This window comes from Amycolatopsis sp. WAC 04182 (assembly GCF_003947465.1).
In the GTDB taxonomy this organism is placed as follows: domain Bacteria; phylum Actinomycetota; class Actinomycetes; order Mycobacteriales; family Pseudonocardiaceae; genus Amycolatopsis.
Map to the genome: position 1 here is coordinate 102,776 of NZ_QHJJ01000003.1, position 21,715 is coordinate 124,490.

The window sequence follows — 21,715 nt, forward strand, 5'->3', positions numbered from 1 at the left end:
CGACGCGCGTGAAGGCCCCCTTCCCTCGGCTGAGCCGAGGGAAGGGGGCCTTCACGCGCAAACGACCTACTCGGTCACCGGGAACTCCGGCGTGTTCGCGCTGTGCCGACGGAGTGCTGGGCCTGTGCTTTCCGCGGGTCCAGCACTCTCCGTCGTCGCGGTCAGCTTTCGCTGCGGGCGGCCTTGAGGCGCGCCTCCTCCTTGCGGACCTCGGCCAGAGTCTCGCGCTCCCGCTTCAGCCAGTCGGGGTTCTCGTTCTTGACCGCGTCGATCTGCTCGGTCGTGAGGGCGCCGGTGATCCCGCCGCGCGCCAGGCCGCTGATGGAGACGCCCAGCTTCGCCGCGATGACCGGACGCGGGTGAGGCCCGTTGCGGCGCAGTTCCCGCAGCCACTCGGGCGGCTCGGCCTGCAGCGCGTTCAGTTCGTCGCGGGAGACGACACCCTCCTGGAACTCAGCCGGGGTGGCCTCCAAGTACACACCCAGCTTCTTCGCCGCTGTCGCGGGCTTCATCGTTTGAGGGGTTTTCTGCGACGTCATTCCCTCAGGGTAACGAGCGGCCCGGGCACCGCCGATCACACCCGGTGATCAGCCCTCGGCCTGGTCTTCGAGAAGGTGCGGCGGGGGACGCCGCGGCTCGCGGACGCCGGCGGGGTCACCGCCGCCGGTGATCCAGACGGTCACCACGCTCCACCGCGGCAGCCGCGTCCCGGCCGCGGGCACCTGCGCGACCACCTGGCCGTTCAGCAGGGGATGCGGGCTGTCCGGATCGGGGCCTTGCAGCGACAGGCCCGCGTCATGCCCGGAGAGCCAGGCGTCGAGCGCCTGCTTTCCCACGAAGTCGGGCACCACGGCCACGGTTCCTCACCCAGGGCCAGGGTACCGTCAGGCGCCCTTCGCCGGGAGGGTCACGACACCGAATCCGGCGAGCACCCCGGCCACGGCGACCGCGGCGAGGACGACCCAGGCGATCGGATGCCCGAGATTGAGCGTCCAGTACGTCCCGACCCGCCGGTGCACCAGGAGCGCGGGGTCGTTCCGGTTCAGGTAGACCATCCCGGCGGCGTGCCAGTGGCGGTCGTCGTCTCGTTGTTCGTACCGGGTCTCCGGTTCGTCGCCGGTGGGAGACAACCGGTGGCCGGCATCGCCTGCCCGGACGGAGAAGACGATCCACGCGATGAACGCGGCGAGGAGGGGCAGGTAGCCCACGATCGTCGTCGGCACCGTCGTCTCGATGACCTCCCACAGCTGGAGCGAAAGGACGAGCATGGTCGCGTTGACACAGCCCGCGGAGATCAGCAGCAGGCTGAGCACCCCGTGCAGATACTCCCTGTACCGCGAAGCCGACGCCGACGGCTGCGCGGCGTCGATCTCGGGCCGGGCCCGTGAGATCGCGATGGTCAGTGGCGGGATCAGCACGACAACCAGGATCTGCGTGAGGACCGTCGAAAAGTTCGCCGTGCCCTCGACCAGGCCGACGACCGCCGTGACGACGGTCAGCAGCACCGCCGGCACCAGCAGTATCCACTGTGGACGGACCGGATCCGAGCGCAGCGAGGTGTCGGCGGTGACCGCCTGCCGGGTCTCGGCGTACCAGCCCTCCTGGCGTTTCGCGGCGGCGATCGCACGACCGGCCAGGCCGCCGAGCAGTGAATAGGTGACGACGAGACCTACCAGGACGACCTCGGGCGCGATTTCGTCGATGAGGACGACGGCGCAGGCGACAACCGCGCCCGCCGCGATTCCCCGGTTGTAGCGACGCCGCGCGCGGAGGATGACGGCCTCGCCGGTGCGCCGGGCCGGGACTCGGACGCCGAAGGGAAGGGTCGGCCGCGCCAGGGCGGGTGCCGAGGCGAAGGTGGCCGCGGTGAACGCGATCAGGGCCAGGTTCAGCCAGAGCGGTCCGGTCATCGCCGGGCGCTCACGGCGAAGGAGTCCAGCACGGACTCGCACCGGCTGGTCACCTCGCGCGGGCCCAGGCCCAGAGCGACGGCTTCGGCGAGCAAGGTGCGCAGGCGCTCCTGCCATTCGTCCGCGTAGCCGTCGTCCGCCGGACCGGAGGACGCGTCCCGCCGGACGACCGCGCCGGTCTTGCGGTTGATCCGGATGAAGCCCTGCGTCCGCAGCAGGTCGTAGGCCTTGTTGACGGTGTGGAAGTTGATCCCGAGATCGGCGCCGAGCTGCCGGGTGGAGGGCAGGGCGCTGCCCTCGGCCAGCACGCCGTCGGCGACGGCTTCGACGATCCGGTCGCGGATCTGCTGGTAGATCGGCACCTCGCTGTCGAGGTCGAGAGTCAGCAACACCTCGTAAGGATATCTGCTATACACTTACTATAACAACTACATCAGATGGCTATGGAGGGAAGTGGTCGCGATGGCGACGTTGGACATCACCGAGGGTGGAGTCCGGGTGGGTTTCTCGGGCTGGGAGCGGCTGGCCGTGTGGCGCGACGAAGTCGTCGTGCCGCGGGCGGCGATCAAGGTCGTCGAGTACGTCGAAGCGCCCTTGCGGCGGACGCGCGGCGGCCGGGCCGGGGCTCTGATCAGCGGAGTGCTGAAGGTGGGTTACTGGGGGCTGGGCACGGGGATGCGCCAGCTGGTGTCGGCCCGCAGGGGTGTGCCGGGGCTGCGGATCGAAATCGATCGCGGGGTCGCCGGGCTCCCGTTCGACGAGGTGCTCGTCAGTGCGCCGAACGCGGCGGAACTCGCCGACGCGCTCGCGCCGAGCAACGTCTAGAGGTAGTCGAAGAACCGGTCCCACCACGACGGCGGCCGGTCCGGGGGATAGAGGGCGTCGAATCCGCTGATCCCGGTGTACTTGGTCCACAACGGATGTTCGGAGACGGGCAGGTAGCCGAGCGCTTCCAGCTCGTCTTCGACCTGTCTTCGGACCGGTGCCGGGAAGAACTCCCGTTCTTCGTCTTCGTCGTAGCTGCCCGGATTCCCCAGCGTCACCGCGACGAGGCCGCCGAAATTGCTGACGGTGACGGTCACCTGGTCGTGCGCGGAGGTCGCGCTCGCCGGGATCACGATCCTGCCGAGGTGGCTGGCGTCCTGGACGTGGCGGTCGACTTCGCAGGTGCAGCCGAAGCGGTGGCCGAGTCGTTCGGCCAGTCGCTCGAACCGGGCCCGTTCGGCCGGTCCGTCGAAGTCGTGCGGCACCTCCCAGTGGCCGGGTTCGTCCAGCTCTCGCAGCATTGCCCAGGTCTGCTGTTCGTCGAGGGGCATCGTCGCCTCCCGGCCTCGGGTGGTCTAGTCCACTTTCCGAACTGACCTTAGCCAGCCGCGACCCGCGCGGACAATGGTGGGACGAATTCTGGTCCGAAAAATATTCGCCGACGCTCATGGGTAGCGCCAGCGCTACCCCGGATTCGGCAGTCAGCACTCCTGATCTTCGCGCCCGATCCGGCCAGAGTCAGAAGTGTCGATCCGTTCGAGCAAGGAGTGCGAATGACAGTACGCAAGGGCGTCGTGGTCCTGACGGTGGCGGGCCTGATGGGCGCCGCGTGGACCACGGCGGCGGACGCCGCCCCGGCCAAGGGGACGGAGGTGCAGAAGGGCCTCGATGCGTTGGTGCGTCAGGAGAAGTTCCCCGCCGCACTCGCCTATGTGGCAGACGGAAGGCGTGCGGCGTCGCTGGTCGCGGGGTCCTCGCGGATCGATCGCCAGGTCCCGGTTCCCCGGGACGGCACGGTCCGGGCGGGCAGCAACACCAAGACGTTCACGGCGGTCGCGGTCCTGCAACTGGTGGCCGAGGGCAAGGTGGATCTGGACGCGCCGATCGAGAAGTACCTTCCCGGGATCGTGCGCGGCGAGGGCATCGACGCAGGCAAGATCACCATCCGGCATCTGCTGCAGCACACCAGCGGGTTGCCGAACTACACCGAGTACCTCGGGCTCGAGAACTTCGAGCAGGTGCAGCACCGGTACGTCCCGAACCACGAACTGCTCGCCGCGGCCTTGAGCCACCCGGCGAAGTTCGCGCCGGGCACCAAGTGGGAGTACAGCAACACCGGCTATCTGCTGGCGGGCATGCTGATCGAGAAGGTGACCGGGCGCCCGATCCAGGAGCAGATCACCGAACGCGTGATCAAGAAGGCGGGCCTGAAGCACACGTATTGGCCGCAGGTCGGCGACCAGACCATCCAGGGACGGCATCCGCAGGGTTACGCCATCGGCAACGCCGCCACCGGCAAGGTGATCGACGCGACCGAACTGGACCCGTCCTGGGGTGGTGCCGCCGGGCAGCTGATCTCGACGCCCAGCGACCTCGGTATTTTCTTCAAGGTGTTGCTCGAAGGCAGGTTGCTGCCGGCCGCTCAGCTGGCCGAAATGCGGAAGACGGTCGACGCGCCCCTGTTCCCCGGCACGAAATACGGCCTCGGCCTGATGAGCAATCCGCTCAGCTGCGGCGGCGTGTACTGGGGACACGGCGGGGACATCCACGGTTTCGAAACCCGCGGTGGGGCCACGGAAGACGGCCGGATCGTCGGGCTCGCCGTGACCGCGATGCCGGGCACCTTCGGCGACGCGGAGAAGGGTTCCAAGGCGGTCATGGCCACTGTGGACACCGCGTTCTGCAAGTGACGGGCGCACCCCGGCCCACGGGCTACAGGTTCTCGATGGCCGTCCGGAAACCCTCCAGCGCGGCGCGATAGAAACGCGGGCCGTACGACACCCGTGCCACGCCGACATCCCGGAGCGCGGCCAGATCCAGTTCGTCGCCGACGTTGCCGTTCACCGGACACGCGAGTTCGGTGACCAGCGCGGTGATGTCGTCCCGGCGTCGCACCCCGATCGGGTACACGCAGTCCGCGCCTGCGTGCCGATAGAGCCTGCCCCGCCGGATGGCCTCGGCAAGCCTTTCCGGCTCGGGGATCCCGCGGTCACCCAGGAAAGCGTCGACGCGGGCGTTGACGACGATCGGAACGCCCGCCTCGGTCGCGGCCGAGCGGATGTCCGCGAGCCGCTGGGCGTGCTCGTCGGCGTCGACCAGCTTGCCGCTCCGGTGATCGGTGTCCTCCAGGTTGCAGCCGACGGCGCCGGTCTCCAGCAGCCGGTCCACGAATTCCCTTGGTGCCAGGCCGTAACCGGCCTCCGCGTCCACGGTGACCGGCAACGACACCGCGCGGGCGACCCGGCTCGCCGCCGCGAACATTTCCCGCCACGGTGCGCCTTCGCCGTCGGGATAGCCGAGCATCGCCGATACGGCGGCGCTGGCGGTGGCGATCGCGGGGAAACCCGCTTCCGCCACGACTTCGGCGCTCGCGGCGTCCCAGACGTTCGGCAGGATGAGCATTTCCCCGCTGTGCAGGGCACGGAGCGTTTCGGCGCGAGTGTTCAGGTCGGTCATCGGTTTCCTCCTCGATCGGTACCGGACAGGGCAGGTGCCCGTGGTGTTCCGGCCGGTCGCCTGCCCGGCATCCCCAAGGCGACCAGCATGCCCGCGAAGGCGAACGCGACGACGGTGCCCATCGCCGCGGTGAAACCGCCGCCGAAGTCCTCCGGTGACCCGTGACTTCCGGCGCCGGCGAAGACGGCGACCGCCACCGCGACGCCGAACACCCCGCCGAAGATCCGCACCATCATGAAGGCGCCCGACGCCTGCCCGATCTCGTGCGGCCGGACGGCCCCGACGACCGAACGCTGCGCGGCGGGCATGGCCGAAGTGAGGCCGACACCGCTGACGATCAGCCCCGGCAGCAGGGCGGCGTAGCTCGTGCCGGGGCCGGCGACCAGGGCGATCCAGCTCGTTCCGGCGGTCTGGAGTACCAAACCGGCGGCCACGAATGTTCGCGCGTTGTACTTGTCCGCCAGTTTGCCCGCGACGGGCGCGCAGATCATCAGGGTCGCGGTCCACGGCATCATGCGCAGTCCCGCCTCGAACGGCCCGAGTCCTTGCGCTGTCTGGAAGTACTGCGGCAGGAAGAACAGCGTGCCGTACAGCGAGGCGAAGACACAGAAGTTCGCCGCGTTGGCCGTGGAGAAGGCCCTCAGCCGGAAGAACCGCATCGGCAGCATCGGCGCTTCGCTGTGCCGTTCCCAGAACACGAACGCGACGACCAGCACGACGCCGAGTGTCAGCGAGCCCAGGACCTCGGCGCTGCCCCAGCCGGCGAGGTTTCCCCGGACGAGGCCCCACACGATGCCCAGCGATCCCAGTGTCACCAGGACGACGCCGCCCTGGTCGAACCGTGTGGCCGGTCCGGTGCTTTCGTCGACGCGCCGGAGCGTGAGCAGGACGGAGACGACGCCGACCGGCAGGTTGAGCCAGAAGATCCACTGCCAGGCCAGCCCTTCGGCGATGGCGCCGCCGATGAACGGGCCGCTGAACGTCGCCAGCCCGGTGAGTCCCAGATAGAGCCCCATCGCCTTGCCCCGCTGTTCGGGCGGGAAGATCGCGCTGATCAGGGTGAGCGACAGCGGGAGGACCATCGCCGCACCGGCACCCTGCGCGGTCCGCGCGACGATCAGCGTGCCGATGTCGGTGGAAAGTGCGCAGCCCACCGAGGCGAGGGTGAACACCGTGAGGCCGGTGACGAACATCCGGCGTCGGCCGAACCGGTCGCCGAGCGCCGCGCCGGTGAGCAGCAAGACGGCGAAGCTGAGGTTGTAGGCGTTGACGGTCCATTCGAGCTGCTCGATCGACGCGGACAGATCCCGGCGGATCGTGCCCAGCGCCGTCGTCACGACCTGACTGTCCAGCGCCATCATGAACGACGCCGATGAGGCGAGGCCCAGAGCCCACGCCTGTTTGGGGGTCAAGGTTTCTCCTTGTTCCGGGCATGACGGGGCACACGCCCGGCAGGCGTGGCCGCGGAAGAGCGGAGGATCAGCCGCGCAGCGAGCGGGGAAGGCCGAACGCGGCGAGCAGCGAGTTGTCGAGGAACCGGGTCACCGCGGTGATCCGGTCACCGGCCAGTTCCAGCACGAGCACCCCGTGCGCGTGCCCGATCGGCGTCCTCGGATCACGGAGGTAGCAGCCGAAGGCGGGTTGACCGTTCGCGCGGGTCGGGACCAGCGAGTACCGGCGTCCGTCGCAGAGCGCGACAGTGGCCAGGAAGTGCCCGACGGCGTCCGGGCCCTGGTACTCCCAAGGAAGCGGGGGCATGGTGAGCCACGCGTCGTCGGTCAGCAGCGCCACGATGGCATCGACGTCGCCGGTCTCGAAGGCTCGGGTGAACTCGTCGACGATCCGGCGTTCCCGCGGCGAATCCGGCAGGGGAGCGGTCTCGCGTCCGCCGTCCGGCATTTCCTCGGCCAGCGCCGAACGTGCCCGGTTCAGCGCGCTGGTCACGGCGTTCTCCGTGGTGTCGAGGATCCCCGCCACCTCGGCGGCGCGGAACCCGAGGACGTCCCGCAGCACCAGCACGGCCCGCTGTCGCGGTGGAAGTTGCTGGAGTGCCGCCAGGAACGCGAGCGAGATCGACTCCCTCGTCTCGTAACGCGCCTCGGGGCCGGGCCTCGGATCGGCGATCCCGTCGAGCAGGACGTCGGGGTAGGGCTCCAGCCAGCTGGGCTCCGGGCGACGGCGCGACGGCTCGGGCAACGGGACCTCCGGTCGGTAGGCCGCGTGGTCGTGCGGACGGCGGCCGCCCGCCCGCAGCGCGTTGAGGCAGCGGTTGGTCGCGATCCGGTACAGCCAGGTCCGCACGGACGCGCGTTCCTCGTACGCGTCGATCCCGCGCCACGCGGCCAGCAACGTCTCTTGCAGCAGATCCTCGGCGTCCTGCACGGAGCCCAGGATGCGGTAGCAGTGCACCTGCAGCTCACGGCGGTACGGCGCGACGAGATCACGGAACGCCTCGCCGTCACCGGTCTTCGCCAAGCTCAGCAGCTCGTCCGCCCCCATGCCCGTTCCTTTCTCCTGTGGTGTCCCTCGAAAGGATGGACACCGCCGCCACCGGAAACTGGTCGGATTCCTCCGAACTCGCGGAAAATCGGTTCCCGGCCCGCTGCTCCGGTGGCTAAACTCCCCGCGAATCATCCCGGCGAGGAAGGACAGGACAGTGCGTCATCACCACGCCGTCGTCGTCCCCTCGGCCCGCTACGAGGTGATCCTCGTGTCTCCGCGCGTCCGGTGCCTGCCGCGCGGCTAGCACCGGCCCGTTGACGAACGCCTGACTTTTTCGCGCCCTCTTCCCGTCGTCTCGCGACGGCGAGGGCGCCTGCCCACGTTCGCCCGAATCGCGCAGTCCGAGCTCCGGAGATTCCTTTCGAAAGGCCCGCGCCATGCGCACCGTCCCCCTGTCCGCCGTCCGCAATCTGGGCATCCTCGCCCATGTCGACGCGGGCAAGACCACCCTCACCGAACGGATCCTGTACGTCACCGGCACCACCTACAAGCGCGGTGAGGTCCACGACGGCACGACCGTGACCGATTTCGATTCCCAGGAGCGCGACCGTGGCATCACCATCTTCGCCGCGGCGGTCAGCTGTTCGTGGGACGGCCATCTCGTCAACCTGATCGACACCCCCGGCCACGTCGACTTCTCCGACGAGGTCGAACGGTCGCTCCGGGTCCTCGACGGCGCGATCGCGGTGTTCGACGGCGTCGCCGGGGTCGAACCGCAGAGCGAATCGGTGTGGCGCCAGGCCGACCGGCACGGTGTACCGCGGATCGCGTTCGTCAACAAACTCGACCGCGCGGGCGCCGACCTGGACGCGGCCGTGGAGTCCATCCGGGAGCGGCTGCATCCGCGTCCGCTGGTGGTCCAGCTGCCGATCGGGGCGGAAGACGGTTTCGCGGGCGTCGTCGACCTGCTGCGGATGCGGTCGCTCGTCTGGGCCGACGGCGCCGAGAGGGCCGAGGAAGGACCGGTTCCGGAGTCCCATGTGGACGAAGCGAACCGGCGTCGCCGTCTGCTCGAAGAGACCGTCGCGGAACTCCATCCGGCCGCGCTGGACGAGTTCTGCGAGTCTTCGGCGGTTTCGACGGAAACGCTGGTCTCGGCGCTGCGCGACCTGACCCGCACCGGGGACGGCGTCGTGGTGCTGTGCGGCTCGGCCTACCGCAACCGCGGTGTGGAGCCGTTGCTGGAAGCCGTGGTGGCGTACTTGCCTTCGCCGTCGGACGTCCCGCCGGTCCAGGGTGAGTACGAAGGCACGGTCCAGGAACGGCCCGCCGATCCGTCGGCGCCGTTCGCGGCGCTGGTGTTCAAGGTGACCTCGACGGCCACCGGGCGGTTGACGTACCTGCGGGTGTACTCGGGCACGATCCGGACTTCGGAGGCGGTGATGGACGTGGGCAACGGTCGTATCGAGCGCGTCGGCCGCATCCTGCGGGTCCAGGCGGACCGGCACACCAGGGTCGACAGCGCGGTCGCGGGCGACATCGTCGCGGTGGTCGGACTGAAGACGGCGCGGGCCGGCGCGACGCTGTGCACGCCGTCGAAGCCGCTCCTGCTCGAGCCGCCCGTCGTGGCCGATCCGGTCGTGTCGGTCGCCGTCGAGGCGCGCACGGGACCCGACACGGAACGGCTGATGGCGGCGCTGGCGCGGCTGGTCGAGGAGGATCCGTCGCTGGTCATCCGGACCGATCGCGAGACCGGCCAGACCCTGCTCTCGGGAATGGGCGAGCTGCATCTGGAGGTGGCGGTGGAGAAGATCCGGCGCGACCACGGCCTGGACGTCGGCGTTGGGCGGCCTCGCGTCGCCTATCGCGAGACGGTGGCTCGGGGCGTGTCCGGTTTCGTCTACCGGCATGTCAAGCAGGACGGCGGCGCCGGGCAGTTCGCCCACGTCGTCATCGACACGGAACCGTTGGCGGAGGGGGAATTCGAGTTCGAGTCCACTGTGGTCGGTGGCCGTGTGCCGCGGGAATACGTCCGCGCTGTCGAAGCCGGTTGCCGTGACGCGCTGGCGGAAGGCCCGCTCGGCGGGCACCCGGTGACCGGTGTTCGGGTCACGCTGACCGACGGGGCCACCCACTCGAAGGACTCTTCGGAGATGGCGTTCCGGACGGCGGGGCGGTTCGCGCTCCGGGCCGCTTTGGCCGCCGGTGCGATGACGCTGCTGGAGCCGGTCGCCGAAGTGACCGTCACCGTGCCCGAAAGCGCCGTCGGCGTGGTGCTCGGCGACCTCGCCGCCCGGCGTGGCCGGGTGCTGGGATCGGTGGTGCGCGCGGGAACGACCGTGGTCACCGCGACGGTGCCGCTGGCCGAACTGTTCGGCTACGCGACGCGATTGCGCAGCCGAACCCAGGGTCGGGGCACCTTCACCGCCCGGCCGACCGGCCACGCCCCGGCACCGGAGGGACAACCGGTCCGGTAGCTCGACGATGGCCCGCCCACGAAACTGTGGGCGGGCCATCGCCCGAACCGCTGTCACCCGGCGATCGGGCGCCGGATGGCAGCCGTCTTCAGCCGATCACGCCACCGGCCACGGCGGACGGCAGTTCTGCCGCGGCAACGCGTGCGATCCGTTGGTGTACACGCCGTCCGCGATCGTGTCCTCCATGATCGAGCGGTGATCCGTGGGACGGGCCCACTGGTAACACAGGTGCTGGGCGAAGTACCCGCCCGGCGCTTCGATGGTGTCGAAGTGGCAGACACCGTCGGTCTCGATGCAGTAGCGGATGTACGGGATACCGCCGAAGTCGGTGCGGCCGGGACCGAACGACACGTAGCCGCCGAACGGCGACGGCGCCCCGGTGCCCGGCGGGAGCACCGCGCTGATCCCGCGTCCCGGCGGACCGACGGGCTGCATCGGGTCGGCGAAGATCTTCGCCCTGAACCGCGACTTGTCCACCGCCAGCTTCCCGTCGGCGATGTCGTTCAGCACCAGGTTCGCGACCAGTGCGCCCTGCGAGTAGCCGACGACGGTGAATTCCGCGCCGGGGTTCTCGTCGAAGGAGCTTTGGGCGACACGACGGGCTTCTTCGTGCCCGCGCGCGACACTCTGGTCCATCGGCGTCTGGTCGCAGTTCGGTGCTCCGGCGGCCCCCGCCGGGTAGTGGACCACCTTCTTGATCCCGCCCCGCAACCAGGCGTCGTTGTAGACGGTCGCGGCCCCGTCGCAGGTGCCACCGATGAGGATGTAGTAGCGCGCATCGTCGGCCTGGGCAGCCGGCGCGGTGACGCCGATCAGCCCGGCGGCCAGCGCGGCCGCCGCCAGGACCCCCCTGAGCTTCTTCACATTCATCGTCCTTTCGTTCGACTACGGTGCGTGTTCGAACGCTAGGGACGAGTCATGAAATTTTGATGAAACCTCCTCAGCGGTGCGCGAGCACGTTGACCACGTGACCGCCGGGATCGCGGACGAAGAACCGCCGGACGCCCCACGGTTCGTCGGTCAGTTCGTGCACGATTTCGGCGCCGGACGCCTTCGCTTCCTCGTACGCCGCGTCGACGTCGTCCACCTGGATCGAGACGGCCGGGACGACGGGCGCGGTCTCGTCGTGGGTCATGAGACTCAGCTGCACCTCCGGCCGCTCCGGATCGGCCAGGGTCACGATCCAGCCGTGATCCATCACCACTTCGAAACCGAGCACCCGCTCGTAGAAGGCTCTCGCCTGCTCAAGGGACTTGGTCTCGAGGTCGGCTACCACTCTCTTGATCGCCATGCGCCGATACTGGCACAGCCCTCCGACGGTTTCGGGGGAGCAGGAGCGGGGTCGCGAGCATGAGCGCGCCGGCGATGCCGACCGCCGCGCGCGGTCCGGTGAACGCGGCGAGCAGGCCCCACAGCGCGGTCAGCGACGCGGTGGTGAGCTTGCCGGCGATCGACCAGGCCGACAGCGTGCGTGCCGCGCGGTCGAGGGGAACCTGTTCGAGCCTGCTGGTGGCGAGCACCGGATTGAACACGCCGATGCAGGTGATCAGGCAGAATTCGACGACGATGACCAGGATCAGCCCGGGCACACCGGGCTGGATGAAGACCAGCCCGACCGGCCAGCAGATCCGGAGCCAACCGGCGGTGAAGAGGACTCGGTCCCGGCCGTACCGGGCGACCACGGTCCGGGAGAGCCTCGCCCCGATCAGCCCGCCGAGGCAGGGCACGGCGAAGGCGACCGCGTACTCCCACGGAGCGAAGCCGAGCTGCCCGAGCATCAGGACGGCCATCAGCGGCGCGGTCGCCATGATCAGACCGTTGACCACGATGGTGTTGACGAACAGCGGGCGCAGCAACGGGTGGGTGAGGATGAACCGCCAGCCTTCCCGCAGGTCGCGGCCGGTCAGCCGAGGACCTTCCCGTTTCGTGGGTGGTGGCTCCGAACCACCGACCGCGCGGATCCCGAGCGCCGAGAGCAGATAGCTGACCGCGTCGGCGGCGATCGTGATCACCGGACCGAAGAGACCGACGGCGAAACCGCCGAGCGGCGGGCCGAGCACGGTCGCGGTCCAGGTCGTCGATTCGAACCGGGCGTTCGCGACCAGCAGATCTTCTCGTGCCAGCAGGGTTTTCAGGAACGCCCCGCTGGCCGCCAGGAACGTGATGTCGGCCGCGGCGACGATGACGGACACGGCGAGAAGCTGGCCGAAGCCGAGCGACCCGAACGCGTACGCCACCGGGACGGTCAGCAGCGCCGCGCACCGGATCAGATCCATCGCGATCATCACCGGCCGTTTGCGGCGGAACTCGACCCAGGGGCCGAGCGGCAGCGCGACCACGGCGCCCACGACGAGACCGGCGGACGCCAGCAGCGAAACCTCCGTGGTGCCCGCGCCCAGCGCCACGATGGCGATCAGGCTGAACGCGTCGAACGCGAACCTCGTGCCGAACGCGCTCGCCGCGTACGCCGCCCACAGCCAGCCGAACCGTCGCCCCAGCGATCTCCCACCCACTCGCGAGATCCAAGCAAGCCGGGATCTCGAAGTCGAACAACGGGTCGTTGGCGGGTCACAACCGCGGGTTGTGCGACCCGCTCACAGCTCCCCGAGCGCGGTGACCGGTGATTCGACGCAGTCGGCGACGAACCGCAGGAATCCGCCGGCGGTCCCGCCATCGCACACCCGGTGGTCGAACGCCAGGGTCAGCTCGCAGATCTTGCGCGCCACGAGCGCGCCGTCGACCACCCAGGCGCGGTCGATGATCCGGCCGATGCCGAGGATCGCCGCTTCCGGGTGATTGATGATCGCGGCCGAGCCGTCGACCCCGAACACTCCGTAGTTGTTGACCGTGAACGTGCCGCCCGCCGGTCCGGGTTTGCCTTCCCTGGCCTGTGTGGTCCGTTCGCGAATCGCCGCCGAAAGCTCCCTTGTGGACAGTGAGCCCGCGTCGCGGACCACCGGCACGACGAGCCCACGGTCGGTCTGCGCGGCGAAACCGAGGTTGATGTCCCGTAGCTGGACGATCTCGTCGCCCTCGACACGCGAGTTCAGCTCCGGGTACTTCCGCAGGCCCGCCACGGCGAACCGGGCGATGAGGCCCAAAATGCTCACCGGGCGATCCGGGGCCGAAGCGTTGAGCGACTTGCGCGCCGCGACGAGTTCGGTCGCGTCGACGTCGACCCAGACCGTCGCCTCGGGGATCTGACGGCGCGAAGTCGTCAGCTTGTCGGCGACCGCCTTGCGAACGCCGGTCAGCGGGATCCGCGTTTCCCCGTCCGTCTGTTCGGGGACGGTGAGCGCGGCTTCGACGTCGGCTCGCCGAATGATGCCGCCCGGACCGCTTCCGGTCAGCTTCGTCAGGTCGATCTTGTTGTCCGTGGCCATCTTGCGGACGAACGGCGAGATCACACCCGGCGCCTTCGACGGCTTCTCGGGAGTCGCGACGACGGTGCGCGTCCGGCGGCGTCTCGTCGTGGTGGTCGTGCCGTAGCCGATGAGGACGTTGCCGCTGCCTTCGCTCGCGGTCGTCACGCCGGGTTCGCTGAAGCCGGGGCCGATGGTGAGCAGGGGAGCGCCGACCGGCAGGGATTGACCGGGTTCGCCGTGGAGGCGGGTGACGACGCCGGCGAACGGCACCGGCACTTCGACCGCGGCCTTCGCGGTCTCCACTTCGACGACGGGCTGGTCGACACCGACGGTGTCGCCCTCCGCGACGAGCCAGGTGACGATCGTGCCTTCGGTCAGTCCCTCGCCGAGGTCCGGGAGCAGGAAGTCAGGCACCGGCCACCACCGGTTCGTCGTTCCACTGCAGCCGGGCGACGGTGTCCAGGATCCGGTCGACGTCCGGAAGCTGATGGCGCTCCAGTTTCGGTGGCGGGTAAGGGATGTCGAGGCCGGTGACCCGCAGAACGGGCGCGTGCAGCTGGTGGAAGCACTGCTCGGTGACCCGGGCGACCACCTCGGCGCCGTAGCCGCCGAATCCGGCCGCCTCGTGGACGACGACCGCGCGTCCGGTGCTGCGCACCGAAGCGGTCACGGTCTCGTCGTCGAACGGGCTGAGCGACCGGAGATCGACGACTTCGACGTCCCAGCCTTCGGCGGTCGCGGCCTCCGCGGTCTCCAGCGCGGTGGCGACCATCGGACCGTACGCGATCAGCGTGACGTCCTTGCCCTCGCGGCGCACGACCGCGCGGTCCATGGCCGCGCCGTCCCGGGTGAAGGACACGGGTTCCTTCGACCAGTAGCGGCATTTGGGTTCGAGGAAGATCACCGGATCCGGTGAGTCGATCGAGTCGCGCAGGAGGTCGTAGGCGTCCTGGGGAGTGCCGGGCGTGACGACGCGCAGGCCGGGGGTGTGCGTGTAGTAGGCCTCGCTCGAATCGCAGTGGTGCTCGACGCCGCCGATCCCGCCCGCGTAGGGGATGCGGATGACCATCGGCAGCGACAGCGCGCCGCGAGTGCGGTTGCGCAGCTTCGCGACATGCGAGGTGATCTGCTCGAACGCGGGGTAGGCGAAGGCGTCGAACTGCATTTCGACCACCGGGCGGAACCCGCCCATCGCCATCCCGACCGCGAAGCCGACGATGCCGGACTCGGCCAGTGGCGTGTCGAAACAGCGCTCCTCGCCGAAGTCGGCGGTGATGCCGTCGGTCACCCGGAACACGCCGCCGAGCGGGCCGACGTCCTCGCCGAAGATGAGCACGCGATCGTCGTCCTTGACCGCGTCGCGCAGAGCGGCGTTGAGCGCCTGCGCCATCGAGATCTCGGTCATCAGGCCTCCAGTTCGGCGGCGACCAGCGCGCGCTGGGCGGCCAGTTGGCGGGTCGGGACGGCGTACACGTGCTCGAACAGCGACATCGGATCCGGCTCGACGTCGGCGTTGAGGGTGTCACGCACCCCGGCGGCGAACGTCTCCGCTTCGGCACGGAATCGGTCGATGTCGTTGCCGGACAACAGATTTTCGGTGGTCAGATAGGTTTCGAGACGGCGCACCGGGTCGGCCGCGCGCCATTTCTCGACCTCGGCCTGGTCGCGGTAGCGGGTGGCGTCGTCGGCGTTGGTGTGCGCGTCGATCCGGTAGGTGTGCGCCTCGACCAGAACGGGTCCGAGGCCCGACCGCGCGTGCGCGACGGCGTCGTCCAGCACCGCGAGGACCGCGAGGGCGTCGTTGCCGTCGACCTGCTCGGAGCGGACGCCGTAGCCGACACCCTTGTACGCCAGCGCGGGGGCGGCGCTCTGCTTCTCGAACGGCACGGAGATCGCGAACCCGTTGTTCTGCACGAAGAACACCACGGGAGCCTTGAACACGGCCGCGAAGTTGAGCGCCTCGTGGAAGTCGCCTTCGCTGGTGGCGCCGTCGCCGATGAGCGCGAACGCGACGCTGTCCTCGCCGCGGCGCTGCATCGCGTGGGCGAGCCCGGCCGCGTGGAGGGTCTGCGTCGCCAGCGGCGTGCACTGGGGAGCGACACGGGTTTTGACGGGGTCGTAGCCGCAGTGCGCGTCGCCGCGAAGCAGGGTCAGGATCTCACCCGGTTCGAGCCCGCGAGCGACCAGCGCGACCGAGTCGCGGTAGGTGGGGAAGAGCCAGTCGGCGTCGGTGAGGGCCAGCGCGCTCGCGACCTGGCAGGCCTCCTGGCCGGCACTCGACGGGTAGACCGCGAGACGGCCCTGTTTGGTCAGCGCGGTCGCCTGCGCGTCGAACCGGCGGCCGAGCACCATCAGCCGATAGGCCTCGACGAGCCGTTCGGGCGGCGGCTCCGAATAGCCGCCGTGCTCGTCGACGCGTGTGCCGTTCTCGGCGAGGAACCGCACCGGGATCCCGGACGGCAGCAACGCGGCGGCAGGGGTCTCCCGCGACATGGCGCAGCACCACCTTTCACAGACATATGATGCTGAGATGGTGGTTTCCGGGGTCCCAGTGTTCAAGAAGTACGCGAAATGAGCGACAAACTGTCCTCAGAATCGGTTCAGCCGGACCAATCGTCCAGTAGTGGCGTGGCTCACGGCCGCGATCCGGGACGATCGGTCCTTGCCCTCGACGACATCGATCGCGCGATCCTCGCCGAACTCACCGCCGACGGCAGGCTCGCCGTCCGCGCACTGGCGGAGCGACTGCACATCTCGCGCACCAACGCCTACGCGAGACTGGACCGGCTGATGTCCGAAGGCGTCATCACCGGCTTCGGCGCCCGGATCGACCCGCGGCGCGCCGGACTCGGGACAAGCGCGTACATCCTGATCACCGTCGAGCAGACGTCATGGCGGACGATGTCGGCCGAGCTGCGGCAGATCCCGTTCGTCGAGCACGTTTCGCTCGTCGGCGGCGACTTCGACATCCTGCTGCTGGTGCGGACACCGGACAACGCGTCGCTGCGGGACGTCGTGCTGGAACGGTTGCAGGCGCTGGACGGCGTGCGATCGACACGGACCTGGCTGATCTTCGAGGAACAGTCAGGCGTCACCCCTCGTGAGTGGTGAGGGATCTTCCTCGCTCGTGTCGTCTGGGGGATCTCGCGTCTATGAAGGATCTGGGACGTTGAGTGTCCTGAATCCTTCATAGACGACACGTGTGGCGGCGGCCTGGCACCTTCCTGTAACGCTCTTCGCCTTCTCGCCGAATACAGGCGGGTTCGATGGCGGAGGCGGAGGAATCATGGCGCGGGTCCTGCTCCTGCTGTCGGTCGCCGCGGTGTGCTTCGTGGCGGTCGCCTGCGCGAGGTCGGCTCCGGCCGCGCGCCCACCCGTCACGGTCACGACGACCACGACGACCTTGACGACAACAGTCAACGCCGGACGGGGGATGACGCAGCGCGACGTCGAGAAGCAGCGCGACGAGTGGCTCCGCCGGCATCCGGGTCGGTGCGCCGCGGGCGAGACCGGAGCCGTGGCACCCTGTTGACCGAGACGCACCACCGAGCACGCCATTCGGGTGATAACGGTTCGGCATTCGCTGTATCTGACCTGCTTCCCATTGACACCTTCCTACGATCGCGGCGACTGGGTGGAGGAATGCGGTGACGGTGGAGGGCGCGGGTCAGGACTACCTGACGCGGCAGATCGGGGCGCTGCTCGAAGCGATTCGCGAGGAGGGGCCGGTCGGTGAGGGCAGACGCAGTTTCCGCCTCGCGGGGCATCTCGCGGCGGAGGGCGGGTTCCATCTCGGCGACATCCTCGCCGCGACGGCGCAGCTGCTGGCGGTCCACGCGTGGAACAACGGCTATCTCGCGGCGGCGGAACTGCTGACGCGCCGGATGCGGGAGTTCGGTGCCGAGTCGGTGGAGCTGGTGCAGTACCTCGTGCGGTTGGAGACCGGGAGCGAGCAGGGCTGGCTTCCTCAGGACGACCGGGAAGCCCTCATCGACTACGCGCGGCGGGCCAGGAGGCCCGACATCGAACGCCGGGCGCAGGCGATCGAGCCGTTGCTGCCGGAGGTCAGTGACCCTGAGCGTCCTGATCGGATGGCCAGTGAGTCGTGAGATAGTGCTCGGGGTCCGCGAGGATGCCGCGGATCACCGAGCCGGCGGCCCCACGTACGGCGGCTCCGGTGCCGAGCGCCGAGCGGACGACCCGCACCGGCGACCATGCCGTACTGGGTACGCGGCGTTCGAGCTCGGCGAGGAGTGGCTCACGCAGCCACGGCTCCAGCCGCGCGTAGGTTCCGCCTAACACCACCGCCGGAACGTCCATCAGATTGACCACAGTGGACAGTCCGACGCCGAGATGCCCAGCGGCGGTGGTCACCGCGGAAACCGCCGTGTCGTCGCCGGATTCCAGCGCGGAGACCAAGTCGTCCACCGATTCCGCGCCCGCGAGACGCAGGATCTCCTCCTGTCCCGCCATCCGTTCCAGGCAACCGTTCGCGCCGCAGGAACACGGCGGGCCGTCGGGCGCCACCGGCAGGTGGCCGATCTCGCCGCCCGCGCCGCGGACGCCCTCGAACAGGGCGCGGTCCAGCACGATGCCCGCGCCGATGCCGATCTCGCCGGACACGTGGACGAAATCCGGCAACGCCGAGCCATGCCAGAGTTCGGCGAGTGCCGCGAAGTTCGCTTCGTTGGCGACGGTGAACGTCTCGCCGAGCCGGTCGGCGAGGTCGACGTCGCGCCAGCCCAGGTTGGGCGCCAGCCGCACGAGCCCGGATTCGACCAGGCCCGGAACCGCGATACCGACGCCGCCGACGGGGACGCCCAGCGCCTCCGCCTGCTTGCGTGCTTTGCGCAGGAACGCCGAGACGCGCTGGAAGACGCGCGGGGTCCGGTTGTCCGCGTACCGGACCTCCTGCGCCCGGACGGTGCCGGTCGGATCGACGAGGCAGGACGCCAGGTAGTCGACGCCGATTTCGATCCCGAGCCCGTGCGGGCCGGTGGGGGAGAGCGACACGACGGTGCCGCGCCGTCCGGGGCCGACACGCTGTTCGGGTTCGCCTTCGGCCACGAGATCCGCCGCGATCAGGCGGTCGACCACGGTCGACACGGTGGCCTTCGTGAGCCCGGTGGCGGCGGCGAGACCTGCTCGCGACGTGCCCGGTCCGTCCGCGATCGCGCCGAGGACGAGGGCGGCGTTGTGCTGCCGCACGGTGTGCTGTCCCGCCGGACGCGTGCCGATCATCGCGCGATTGTATTCGTTCGATGCCTGAACGAAAGCCTTGACCCGCCGCAGGGGCGTCGATAAGTTCAGGCATCAAACTAATTGGGAGGCGAGATGGCTCAGGCACCGACGCGTGAGGACAAGTTCAGCTTCGGGCTGTGGACCGTGGGCTGGCAGGCGAACGACATGTTCGGCCCGGCGAGCCGTCGGCCGCTCGATCCGGTCGAAGCCGTGCACCGTCTCTCGGATCTCGGTGCCTGGGGGATCACCTTCCACGACGACGACCTCGTCCCGTTCGGCTCGGCCGACGCGGAACGCGCGCGGCACCTCGAGCGCTTCCAGGGTGCGCTCGCCGACACCGGTCTCGTCGTCCCGATGGTCACCACGAACCTGTTCAGCCACCCCGTTTTCAAGGACGGCGGCCTGACCAGCAACGATCGCGATGTCCGTCGCTACGCGCTGCGGAAGGTGCTCCGGAACCTCGACCTCGCCGCCGAACTCGGCGCGTCGACGTTCGTGCTCTGGGGTGGCAGGGAAGGCAGCGAGACCGACGCCGCGAAGGACGTTCGCGCGGCGATGGACCGCTACCGCGAGGGCATCGATTTCCTCGCCCAGTACGTCATCGACCAGGGCTACGGCCTCCGGCTCGCGCTCGAACCGAAGCCGAACGAACCACGCGGCGACATCCTGCTGCCGACCATCGGGCACGCGCTGGCGTTCATCTCCACGCTGGACAACCACGAGATCGTCGGCGTGAACCCGGAGGTCGGGCACGAGCAGATGGCCGGGCTCAACATCGTCCACGGCATCGGGCAGGCCCTGTGGCAGGGCAAGCTGTTCCACATCGACCTCAATGGCCAGCGTGGCCCCCGGTTCGACCAGGACCTCGTGTTCGGGCACGGCGACGTGCTGTCGTCGTTCTTCCTGGTCGATCTGCTGGAGCACGGCGGCTACGACGGGCCGCGGCATTTCGACTACAAGCCGCTGCGCACGGAGAACATGGACGGCGTCTGGGCCAGTGCCGAGGCCAACATGGCCAGCTATCTCCTCTTCGCGGAACGCGCCCGCGCCTTCCGCCAAGATCCCGAGGTGCGCGCCGCGCTGGACGCCGCGCTCGTCCCGGAACTGGCGACGCCGACCCTCGACGAGGGCGAGACGGCGGCGGATCTGCTGGCGGACCGGTCGACGTTCGAGGACTTCGACCCGGACAAGGCCGCGGAACGCGGTTACGGCTTCATCCGCCTGTCCCAGCTGGCCCTCGAACACCTCACCGGGGCACGCTAGAACCGGTCGACGTCGAGGACGGCCTTGGCGAATTCCGCCGGGGCCTCCTGCGGCACGTTGTGGCCGATCCCGTTCAGGACGCGGTGCTCGTACTTGCCGGAGAACTTCGACCGGTACGCCTTGCCGTCGGTGTTCGGGCCGTCGAAATCGCTGCCGATCGTGATGGTGGGCACCGAAACCGCCGGCCCCTGCGCGAGTTTCGCTTCCAGCACGTCGAGTTTCGGGTCGCCGTCGGCGAGGCTCAACCGCCACCGGTAGTTGTGGATCACGATGGCGACGTGGTCCGGGTTGTCGAAGCAGGCCGCGGAACGGTCGTAGGTCGCGTCGTCGAAGGTCCACTTCGGCGACGCGATCTTCCAGATCAGCTTGTTGAAGTCGTGGCGGTTCTCTGTGTAGCCGAGGATGCCGCGCTCGGTGGCGAAGTAATACTGGTTCTCTCATCTTCGGAGTGTTCGGGAGCCTACCGGAGAAGGTCGGGGCTGCCAAACGGCGGTGGTTCAGGCGGGTCGGAGCGTACCGGAAAGGCGCGGAGTCCAGGGGAGGGATGCAAAGGCATGGATAAGGCATGGGCGTGTCAGTCCCGCTGTCGATGCGCAGGAAAGAGAGAATCTCGCTGGACACGCACCTGGACGTTCGCGATGGGTGGCTCGTGGGCCACTGCTAGGGTTGATCGCCGTTGTGGGCTTCGTGATTCCTTGACCAGGGTCGCCACGTAACCTACAGGTTCGTGGTGTGAGATCACGGCGGCAGAGCCAGCGAAATGCTGTGGAGTCGGATCGGCAGTTGGCGGCGATCCGGGAGCATTGCCGTCCTGCAGGGAAGGGCATGTGGGCGCTGCTCGCCGCCTACGGAGCGTGTCAGCCGCATTCGTTTCCGGTACGTAGCCGGGGCGATCAAGGTCGACACCTTGCAAGTTGGACTTTCGCGCGATAAGGCGGGGGTAAGTGGTGCGAAGATTTGCCGTATGGAGAGTTAAAGGCGGGCTACTGGCGACATTGCCACAAAGTCCGACACTCAAGTCGGTCCTAGTGACGCTTGGTGACTCTCGGGATGTGTCATTCCATGGCGAGATCCTGCTTACGTCGATCGATGAGACGGCGTAGGTCCGCACGTGTTGAGTCAAGCGTGCTGTCGGCGGTATATCCACAGAAGTGGAAGGTTGCCACGTTGGTGGTTCACCTGTCCGCATCTGACTGGTCGCTGCCAGTCAGGAGTTCAATCAAATGCGCTCCACTGATCTTCCAGCGGTTGCCGACGCGGCGCGAACCGATAGTTCCGTTTCGGCACATCGAGTGGACCGTCCATTTGGACTTGCCAATTATTTCGCCAACTTCGCGAGGTGAGAGCCAAGCGGTTGGCGCGATGCCGGTTTCGATGTTGTTGGATTGCTTGTTGATCATTCTTCGCCACCTTCAGGCGGAGTTCTCATTGAGCATGTCGGGTAATGGGTTGATGTCGATCTAGCAGCACTTTGAAAACTGGAGTCCTATGCCGCTCGTTGACGCGATGTATAATTTTGGGACCCTCTGAAATTCATTTGAGGCAAGGTTAATGCTCGTCTTAAGGTGCGCGTCTC

The 21,715-nt window shown here is 68.7% G+C and carries 22 protein-coding genes and 2 pseudogenes; 7 read left to right on the forward strand and 17 right to left on the reverse strand.

Translation table 11 applies throughout. The annotated features are described in order from the left end of the window. Positions 1 to 161: 161 nt before the first annotated feature. From DMH01_RS14295 to DMH01_RS14310, 4 genes are all read right to left on the reverse strand, one after another. Complete coding sequence (locus DMH01_RS14295) at positions 162 to 512, reverse strand: DUF5997 family protein (protein WP_125678749.1); 351 nt, start codon at positions 510 to 512, stop codon at positions 162 to 164. Positions 513 to 587: 75 nt separating this feature from the next. After that, positions 588 to 848, reverse strand: a complete 261-nt coding sequence (locus DMH01_RS14300) for a PASTA domain-containing protein (protein WP_199745490.1) — start codon at positions 846 to 848, stop codon at positions 588 to 590. A 36-nt stretch (positions 849 to 884) separates the two neighbouring features. After that, complete coding sequence (locus DMH01_RS14305) at positions 885 to 1,910, reverse strand: DUF1648 domain-containing protein (protein ID WP_125676970.1); 1,026 nt, start codon at positions 1,908 to 1,910, stop codon at positions 885 to 887. Then, positions 1,907 to 2,302, reverse strand: a complete 396-nt coding sequence (locus DMH01_RS14310; protein WP_125676972.1) for a GntR family transcriptional regulator — start codon at positions 2,300 to 2,302, stop codon at positions 1,907 to 1,909. Before DMH01_RS14310 ends, DMH01_RS14305 begins: the two co-directional genes overlap by 4 nt. Before the next feature lie 70 nt (positions 2,303 to 2,372). On the opposite strand from DMH01_RS14310, the gene DMH01_RS14315 reads away from it, so the two are divergent. Continuing rightward, entirely contained in the window at positions 2,373 to 2,735 is a 363-nt protein-coding gene (locus tag DMH01_RS14315; RefSeq protein ID WP_125676974.1) for a hypothetical protein, read from the forward strand. Here DMH01_RS14315 and DMH01_RS14320 read toward each other — a convergent pair. After that, a complete protein-coding gene (locus DMH01_RS14320) occupies positions 2,732 to 3,226 on the reverse strand; it encodes a hypothetical protein (RefSeq protein ID WP_125676976.1) in 495 nt (164 codons plus the stop codon). The two genes, DMH01_RS14315 and DMH01_RS14320, sit on opposite strands and share 4 nt — an antisense overlap. A 222-nt stretch (positions 3,227 to 3,448) precedes the next feature. Between DMH01_RS14320 and DMH01_RS14325 the strand changes: the two genes are divergently transcribed. Beyond that, a complete protein-coding gene (locus DMH01_RS14325; RefSeq protein ID WP_125676978.1) occupies positions 3,449 to 4,585 on the forward strand; it encodes a serine hydrolase in 1,137 nt (378 codons plus the stop codon). A gap of 22 nt (positions 4,586 to 4,607) precedes the next feature. Here the strand turns inward: DMH01_RS14325 and DMH01_RS14330 are convergent, their stop codons facing one another. From DMH01_RS14330 to DMH01_RS14340, 3 genes are all read right to left on the reverse strand, one after another. Then, entirely contained in the window at positions 4,608 to 5,351 is a 744-nt protein-coding gene (locus DMH01_RS14330) for an isocitrate lyase/phosphoenolpyruvate mutase family protein (protein WP_125676980.1), read from the reverse strand. Then, complete coding sequence (locus DMH01_RS14335; protein WP_125676982.1) at positions 5,348 to 6,763, reverse strand: MFS transporter; 1,416 nt, start codon at positions 6,761 to 6,763, stop codon at positions 5,348 to 5,350. Before DMH01_RS14335 ends, DMH01_RS14330 begins: the two co-directional genes overlap by 4 nt. A gap of 67 nt (positions 6,764 to 6,830) precedes the next feature. Beyond that, positions 6,831 to 7,850 (reverse strand): sigma-70 family RNA polymerase sigma factor, encoded by a 1,020-nt coding sequence (locus DMH01_RS14340; RefSeq protein WP_125676984.1) that lies wholly within the window; start codon positions 7,848 to 7,850, stop codon positions 6,831 to 6,833. 380 nt (positions 7,851 to 8,230) lie between these two features. Here DMH01_RS14340 and fusA point away from each other — a divergent pair, with 380 nt between their 5' ends. Next, positions 8,231 to 10,270 (forward strand): elongation factor G, encoded by a 2,040-nt coding sequence (fusA, locus tag DMH01_RS14345; RefSeq protein WP_125676986.1) that lies wholly within the window; start codon positions 8,231 to 8,233, stop codon positions 10,268 to 10,270. Positions 10,271 to 10,366: 96 nt separating this feature from the next. Here the strand turns inward: fusA and DMH01_RS14350 are convergent, their stop codons facing one another. The 6 genes and pseudogenes from DMH01_RS14350 to pdhA form a co-directional block, all read right to left on the reverse strand. After that, positions 10,367 to 11,140 (reverse strand): PE-PPE domain-containing protein, encoded by a 774-nt coding sequence (locus DMH01_RS14350; RefSeq protein WP_125676989.1) that lies wholly within the window; start codon positions 11,138 to 11,140, stop codon positions 10,367 to 10,369. Positions 11,141 to 11,210: 70 nt separating this feature from the next. Next, positions 11,211 to 11,489, reverse strand: coding sequence for a VOC family protein (locus tag DMH01_RS14355; protein WP_306856077.1), 279 nt, complete (start codon positions 11,487 to 11,489; stop codon positions 11,211 to 11,213). Then, positions 11,398 to 12,783: pseudogene (locus tag DMH01_RS14360) on the reverse strand (MFS transporter); the annotation flags it as partial. The pseudogene DMH01_RS14360 and the gene DMH01_RS14355, both read right to left, overlap by 92 nt. 81 nt (positions 12,784 to 12,864) lie before the next feature. Further along, positions 12,865 to 14,049: a dihydrolipoamide acetyltransferase family protein gene (locus DMH01_RS14365; protein ID WP_125676990.1), complete on the reverse strand. Its 1,185-nt coding sequence runs from the start codon at positions 14,047 to 14,049 to the stop codon at positions 12,865 to 12,867. Continuing rightward, complete coding sequence (locus DMH01_RS14370; RefSeq protein WP_125676992.1) at positions 14,042 to 15,040, reverse strand: alpha-ketoacid dehydrogenase subunit beta; 999 nt, start codon at positions 15,038 to 15,040, stop codon at positions 14,042 to 14,044. Before DMH01_RS14370 ends, DMH01_RS14365 begins: the two co-directional genes overlap by 8 nt. Beyond that, positions 15,040 to 16,128: a pyruvate dehydrogenase (acetyl-transferring) E1 component subunit alpha gene (gene pdhA / locus DMH01_RS14375; protein ID WP_125676994.1), complete on the reverse strand. Its 1,089-nt coding sequence runs from the start codon at positions 16,126 to 16,128 to the stop codon at positions 15,040 to 15,042. The genes DMH01_RS14370 and pdhA overlap by 1 nt, the downstream gene beginning before the upstream one ends. Positions 16,129 to 16,263: 135 nt before the next feature. Here pdhA and DMH01_RS14380 point away from each other — a divergent pair, with 135 nt between their 5' ends. The 3 genes from DMH01_RS14380 to DMH01_RS14390 all read left to right on the forward strand — a co-directional run bounded on the left by DMH01_RS14380 (position 16,264) and on the right by DMH01_RS14390 (position 17,744). Continuing rightward, positions 16,264 to 16,746: an Lrp/AsnC family transcriptional regulator gene (locus tag DMH01_RS14380; protein WP_125676996.1), complete on the forward strand. Its 483-nt coding sequence runs from the start codon at positions 16,264 to 16,266 to the stop codon at positions 16,744 to 16,746. A 175-nt stretch (positions 16,747 to 16,921) separates the two neighbouring features. Beyond that, the gene (locus tag DMH01_RS14385) at positions 16,922 to 17,167 is read left to right on the forward strand and encodes a hypothetical protein (protein ID WP_125676998.1); all 246 of its coding nucleotides are present in this window, start codon (positions 16,922 to 16,924) and stop codon (positions 17,165 to 17,167) included. A gap of 115 nt (positions 17,168 to 17,282) precedes the next feature. After that, entirely contained in the window at positions 17,283 to 17,744 is a 462-nt protein-coding gene (locus DMH01_RS14390; RefSeq protein ID WP_125677000.1) for a hypothetical protein, read from the forward strand. On the opposite strand, the gene DMH01_RS14395 is transcribed toward DMH01_RS14390, so the two are convergent. Then, complete coding sequence (locus tag DMH01_RS14395; RefSeq protein WP_125677002.1) at positions 17,701 to 18,876, reverse strand: ROK family transcriptional regulator; 1,176 nt, start codon at positions 18,874 to 18,876, stop codon at positions 17,701 to 17,703. The two genes, DMH01_RS14390 and DMH01_RS14395, sit on opposite strands and share 44 nt — an antisense overlap. A gap of 93 nt (positions 18,877 to 18,969) precedes the next feature. Between DMH01_RS14395 and xylA the strand changes: the two genes are divergently transcribed. Continuing rightward, the gene (gene xylA, locus DMH01_RS14400; RefSeq protein WP_125677004.1) at positions 18,970 to 20,139 is read left to right on the forward strand and encodes a xylose isomerase; all 1,170 of its coding nucleotides are present in this window, start codon (positions 18,970 to 18,972) and stop codon (positions 20,137 to 20,139) included. Here the strand turns inward: xylA and DMH01_RS43710 are convergent. Both DMH01_RS43710 and DMH01_RS14410 read right to left on the reverse strand, forming a co-directional pair. Next, positions 20,136 to 20,570 (reverse strand): annotated as a pseudogene (locus DMH01_RS43710) (alpha/beta fold hydrolase); the annotation flags it as partial. The gene xylA and the pseudogene DMH01_RS43710 overlap by 4 nt on opposite strands. Positions 20,571 to 21,314: 744 nt before the next feature. Then, on the reverse strand, positions 21,315 to 21,539 hold the full coding sequence (locus DMH01_RS14410) for a helix-turn-helix domain-containing protein (protein WP_125677006.1): 225 nt from the start codon (positions 21,537 to 21,539) through the stop codon (positions 21,315 to 21,317). Positions 21,540 to 21,715 lie beyond the last annotated feature (176 nt).

Bases quoted from the DNA above. Each gene is read 5' to 3' on its own strand.
- pdhA (WP_125676994.1), bottom strand. From the start codon at position 16,128: ATGTCGCGGGAGACCCCTGCCGCCGCGTTGCTGCCGTCCGGGATCCCG.
- xylA (WP_125677004.1), top strand. From the start codon at position 18,970: ATGGCTCAGGCACCGACGCGTGAGGACAAGTTCAGCTTCGGGCTGTGG.
- DMH01_RS14305 (WP_125676970.1), bottom strand. From the start codon at position 1,910: ATGACCGGACCGCTCTGGCTGAACCTGGCCCTGATCGCGTTCACCGCG.
- DMH01_RS14330 (WP_125676980.1), bottom strand. From the start codon at position 5,351: ATGACCGACCTGAACACTCGCGCCGAAACGCTCCGTGCCCTGCACAGC.
- DMH01_RS14395 (WP_125677002.1), bottom strand. From the start codon at position 18,876: ATGATCGGCACGCGTCCGGCGGGACAGCACACCGTGCGGCAGCACAAC.
- DMH01_RS14410 (WP_125677006.1), bottom strand. From the start codon at position 21,539: ATGATCAACAAGCAATCCAACAACATCGAAACCGGCATCGCGCCAACC.
- DMH01_RS14325 (WP_125676978.1), top strand. From the start codon at position 3,449: ATGACAGTACGCAAGGGCGTCGTGGTCCTGACGGTGGCGGGCCTGATG.
- DMH01_RS14295 (WP_125678749.1), bottom strand. From the start codon at position 512: ATGAAGCCCGCGACAGCGGCGAAGAAGCTGGGTGTGTACTTGGAGGCC.
- DMH01_RS14385 (WP_125676998.1), top strand. From the start codon at position 16,922: ATGGCGCGGGTCCTGCTCCTGCTGTCGGTCGCCGCGGTGTGCTTCGTG.
- fusA (WP_125676986.1), top strand. From the start codon at position 8,231: ATGCGCACCGTCCCCCTGTCCGCCGTCCGCAATCTGGGCATCCTCGCC.
- DMH01_RS14315 (WP_125676974.1), top strand. From the start codon at position 2,373: ATGGCGACGTTGGACATCACCGAGGGTGGAGTCCGGGTGGGTTTCTCG.
- DMH01_RS14350 (WP_125676989.1), bottom strand. From the start codon at position 11,140: ATGAATGTGAAGAAGCTCAGGGGGGTCCTGGCGGCGGCCGCGCTGGCC.
- DMH01_RS14320 (WP_125676976.1), bottom strand. From the start codon at position 3,226: ATGCCCCTCGACGAACAGCAGACCTGGGCAATGCTGCGAGAGCTGGAC.
- DMH01_RS14340 (WP_125676984.1), bottom strand. From the start codon at position 7,850: ATGGGGGCGGACGAGCTGCTGAGCTTGGCGAAGACCGGTGACGGCGAG.
- DMH01_RS14370 (WP_125676992.1), bottom strand. From the start codon at position 15,040: ATGACCGAGATCTCGATGGCGCAGGCGCTCAACGCCGCTCTGCGCGAC.